This window comes from Mesorhizobium sp. M2A.F.Ca.ET.042.01.1.1 (genome assembly GCF_003997405.1).
GTDB lineage: Bacteria > Pseudomonadota > Alphaproteobacteria > Rhizobiales > Rhizobiaceae > Mesorhizobium.
In genome coordinates this window covers 1-3975 of record NZ_RZRX01000387.1, presented here as the reverse complement: position 1 = coordinate 3975, position 3975 = coordinate 1, and the positions used below count along the sequence as shown (strand labels likewise).

Below are 3975 nucleotides of genomic sequence, written 5' to 3'. Positions count from 1 at the left end.
TCTTCACGGCGTTGATGATGCGGGTGAAATCCTCGGCCCCTGCGATGACGAGGACGACGATTTCGACGGCAAGCTCAATCGCATGATCATGGTTGTCGATGATGCCGGCCGCTGCATCGGCTGCGGAGCCTGCGGCCGCGTCTGCCCCAAGAACTGCCAGACGCATGTTGCGGCCGACGAGCTCGCAACATGATCTGGCGAAAACCAGGGGAGCGGCGTGCACTTCATCTTTTTGTCGGCTCGTGGGGCTGGTCCTGTGCAGCAATGCGTCGATGGTTTACTTCGCTTTGGATTCGCTCCGTGTGGCAGTCGTCACGACGCTGGCCTGTTCGCTGCTGCTTCAGGCCGGCTCCTTCGGCCGCGTGCTCTTTCTGATCTGGCAGTCCTCTAGCCGCGCTCGTGGAACTCGCCACAGGGGCCAGCATGCCGATGGTTACAGGAAAGCTCGGGTACCAGTCGTCTGACTCTGATCAACTGCGGAATGCAATTTTCAGCTGTGTCCCGGCTTGGTCGAATGCCCAGCATGTGCTGCTGCTTTGATGCGCGGATGACAGGATCAGTGCTCAGACCCACACCAATTTTGGTCACCCTCTGATGACTGAGCTGATCGTATAGGGAATCTGTGTTCGGCTAACACGCGACCATACCCCTGGGCTGACCGGTGCGTAGCCGGTTCAGGTACTTTTTTGCTGGAGATAGCATGCTGGAAAAATTCGAACGTTATCCGCTCACCTTTGGACCCACGCCGATCGAGAGGCTCGACCGCCTCGGCAAGCATCTGGGCGACAAGGTGGAAATCTACGTCAAACGCGAGGACTGCAACTCCGGTCTCGCGTTCGGCGGAAACAAGCTGCGCAAGCTCGAATACATTGTGCCCGACGCGATCGCGTCAGATGCCGATACGCTCGTCACAATCGGTGGCGTGCAGTCCAACCATACGCGCATGGTCGCTGCGGTCGCCGCCAAGATCGGCATGAAATGCCTCCTGGTCCAGGAGAGCTGGGTCCCACATGATGATGCTGTCTACGACCGGGTCGGCAATATCCTCTTGAGCCGCATCATGGGGGCAGAGGTGCGCCTGGTTGACGAGGGCTTTGACATCGGCATCCGCCGCAGCTGGGAAAAGGCACTTTATGAAGTCAAGGCAAGGGGCGGCAGGCCATATGCGATACCTGCCGGCGCCTCTGTCCACAAATACGGCGGCCTGGGCTATGTGGGGTTCGCTGAGGAGGTGCGTGCCCAGGAAGAGCAGCTTGGGTTTGCCTTCGACTATATCGTCGTCTGTACGGTGACTGGTTCAACCCACGGCGGCATGCTCGTCGGGTTCGCCAAGGATGGTCGACAGCGCAATGTGATCGGTATCGATGCCTCCGCCATGCCCGCCAAGACCAAGGCGCAGGTGCTCGGCATCGCCCAAAATACAGCGAAGCTCGTCCACCTCGGAGCGGAAATTGTCGAGGCAGACGTGGTGTTGTTCATGGACTACGCGTACCCGGGTTATGGCGTTCCATCGGAGGAAACCAAAGAGGCAATCCGTTTGTGCGCGCGGCTCGAGGGCATGATTACGGACCCCGTTTACGAGGGCAAATCGATGCAAGGGATGATCGACCTCGTCCAGAGGGGCTTCTTTCCACAGGGATCGAGGGTCCTCTACGCACATCTAGGCGGCGCGCCGGCGATCAACGGGTACGGCTACACCTTTCGCAACGGCTGACGTTCGGCAGTCTGCGATTCCGCGGTCGCGCTCGAACGTGGGTAGGTAGCGTCGTTCGAGCGCTTGGCTGGAGAAGTGGAGGCAGCGACGGGCATCCACTAATTGGTACCATTACGTGCTGTCGGGGCTCAACGCCACGCGCATTGAGCGCATGCCGCCGTTGGCAACCGCGAGGCGAATTTTGACTCCGGGGCAAGAATCCACACGCGGCGGTGGCGGCACGAGGACCAAGCCGGCGAGTTCGCGCTTTCGAACTGGCGCCAAACTGCCACTGCTCGAGGACCGAGGCCAGTCTAAATCACAGGCGAGCCGTCCAAGCTCTCAAGAGATAGGGCGAAACCCGACAGCGGCAGAAGACATGTCGGGTTCACGACAATCGGCCGCATTTAGCCTCGTGGAGAATTTCAAAGCATTTCCCGCCGCTTACCGGAGCTGAGGGAATTGGCACCTCCGTTGCAGCTTGATGTGCGGCAACACGGTGAGAGCTTCGCTGAAGCAAGCCAGAGGGAGCGATGCCCTCGAGACCGTGTCCGATTTTGACGGGAAAATATTCCGCGACAAAAGAGACGAAAGGTGTGGAATGACTTTGGACACCAAGATGGAACTGCGTATGGGGTCCCCGGCTCCTGCGATCAAAGTGGAGAACTGGCTGCGTGGCGAGCCCCTCACGAACTTTCGGCCCGGCAAGGTCTACCTCGTTGAGTTTTGGGCGACTTGGTGCGGACCATGTGTCGACGCCATGCCCCATTTGATCGAACTGCAGGAGAAATATGAAGGCAGCGGATTTGAGGCGGTCGGAGTTGCCGCCTGCGAACAGGGTCCTACCGCAGACGAGGCGCGGACCAACGTGGATGCCTGGCTGACCGAGAAGTTCCCGAATCTGAATTATCGTATCGGGTTCGATTACATTGGCGAAATGAACAAGCTCTGGATGGATCCCAGCTCTTCGATTGGGATTCCCACCTCGTTCGTGGTCGACCGCGACGGCCACATCGCTTTTATCGGCCACCCGGCGGAACTCGATGACGTTTTGCCGAAAGTCCTTAACGGCAGCTGGCGCAGCAGCTATGAAGCGAAAGCCGCCGATGCAAAGCGCATCGCGCATAACCAACTTGCAGCGCGCGAAATGTCGCTTACCGGGCCGATATACGCCAAACTTGAGCCGGCGATGCAGGCCGAGAATTGGACGGCGGCGCTCTTGGCCATCGAAGAAGGCCTCGCCTTGATGCCAGACTCTTTTGATTTTCGGCAGATTCATGCGGATCTTCTGCTTCACAAGCTGCGCGACATCAAGACCGGCATGCCGGTCATGCGAGAATTGGTCGAGGACGCGATCGACAAAACGTCCGACGCGGTGTCGTGGATGGCCTTGGCCCTCAACCAACTCTTCGATCCCACGATGGACAATTCCCATCTTCCGCGCGCGGAGCGCTTTGCGATGGGCAACGAGCTCTCGGAACAGATACTGGCACTCAATCCCCCGAACGGCGATGGCCCGTTTAAATACCGCCGGTACCTCCCGGTAGCTCAGTATTATTACGAGAGCGGCAACAAAGATCGCGCAATCGAGTTGATCGAGGTGGCACTGAAATCGGTGGACCGGCTGGGGCCAATTCCGGACCACACCAAACAGTACTATCTTACCCCATTGCTCGAAGCACTGGCCAACTACACGGGTGAGCCTGCCTGTCACGCGGATCTTTGTGTGGCTCCGCAAAAGAAGGCACCCGAAACTCAAAACGCAGTCACTTCCTGAGCAAGAATCGCGAAGGGACTGACAATTGGAATTGAACACTGGCCAATCCGCCCATCGAAGCTCTCTTCGCAGCAAGTATGTCGATGCAGCAGGGCGGCGGCTTGCGGCAGGTTGGATTTCAATTGCGTTGACCACCGGTCGGATCGCGGCGCAGACGATGTGCGCCGCGAATTCGCGCCGCAGGTCTCGCACTCGTGGACATGTCGAGGTCGGCCACGGGGCACTCTTGGGGTTGGCCCGCCCAAGCCATTCGTCGGCCACGCAAGCGGACCCGGAGTGGGCATCGCAGGAAAAGGAAATCGTACCTCGAAGACGAAGACTGAAATGACGAACAACGAAATTCCTCCGGTTGGCCCTGCTGTCAACAATGACGAAGAAGCCCTTGCTTCCCCGTTCGTCAAATGCCTCCTGCGGCTCATTCGTACTCAGGATTCCTTCGGCTTATGGGAAGGCCATTCGGATGCCGAGCTGCTGGCCGAGTTCATCATCACCAAGCAACAGCAAC

The 3975-nt window shown here is 58.7% G+C and carries 4 protein-coding genes and 1 pseudogene; all 5 read left to right on the top strand.

The window, feature by feature from the left end; translation table 11 throughout:
• The coding region (locus EOA23_RS32335) for a 4Fe-4S binding protein (RefSeq protein WP_189341794.1) at positions 1–193 on the top strand (193 nt) is incomplete at its 5' end.
• A complete protein-coding gene (locus tag EOA23_RS37095; protein WP_348628604.1) occupies positions 102–464 on the top strand; it encodes an exopolysaccharide production repressor protein in 363 nt (120 codons plus the stop codon). The genes EOA23_RS32335 and EOA23_RS37095, both read left to right, overlap by 92 nt.
• 236 nt (positions 465–700) lie before the next feature.
• Entirely contained in the window at positions 701–1714 is a 1014-nt protein-coding gene (locus EOA23_RS32325; RefSeq protein WP_024505903.1) for a 1-aminocyclopropane-1-carboxylate deaminase, read from the top strand.
• A gap of 598 nt (positions 1715–2312) precedes the next feature.
• Entirely contained in the window at positions 2313–3470 is a 1158-nt protein-coding gene (locus EOA23_RS32320) for a TlpA disulfide reductase family protein (RefSeq protein WP_126080608.1), read from the top strand.
• 324 nt (positions 3471–3794) lie between these two features.
• Positions 3795–3975 (top strand): annotated as a pseudogene (locus EOA23_RS32315) (hypothetical protein); the annotation flags it as partial.

Coding starts and splice junctions, on each gene's coding strand:
- EOA23_RS37095 (WP_348628604.1), top strand. CDS start 102: ATGCCGGCCGCTGCATCGGCTGCGGAGCCTGCGGCCGCGTCTGCCCCA.
- EOA23_RS32325 (WP_024505903.1), top strand. CDS start 701: ATGCTGGAAAAATTCGAACGTTATCCGCTCACCTTTGGACCCACGCCG.
- EOA23_RS32320 (WP_126080608.1), top strand. CDS start 2,313: ATGGAACTGCGTATGGGGTCCCCGGCTCCTGCGATCAAAGTGGAGAAC.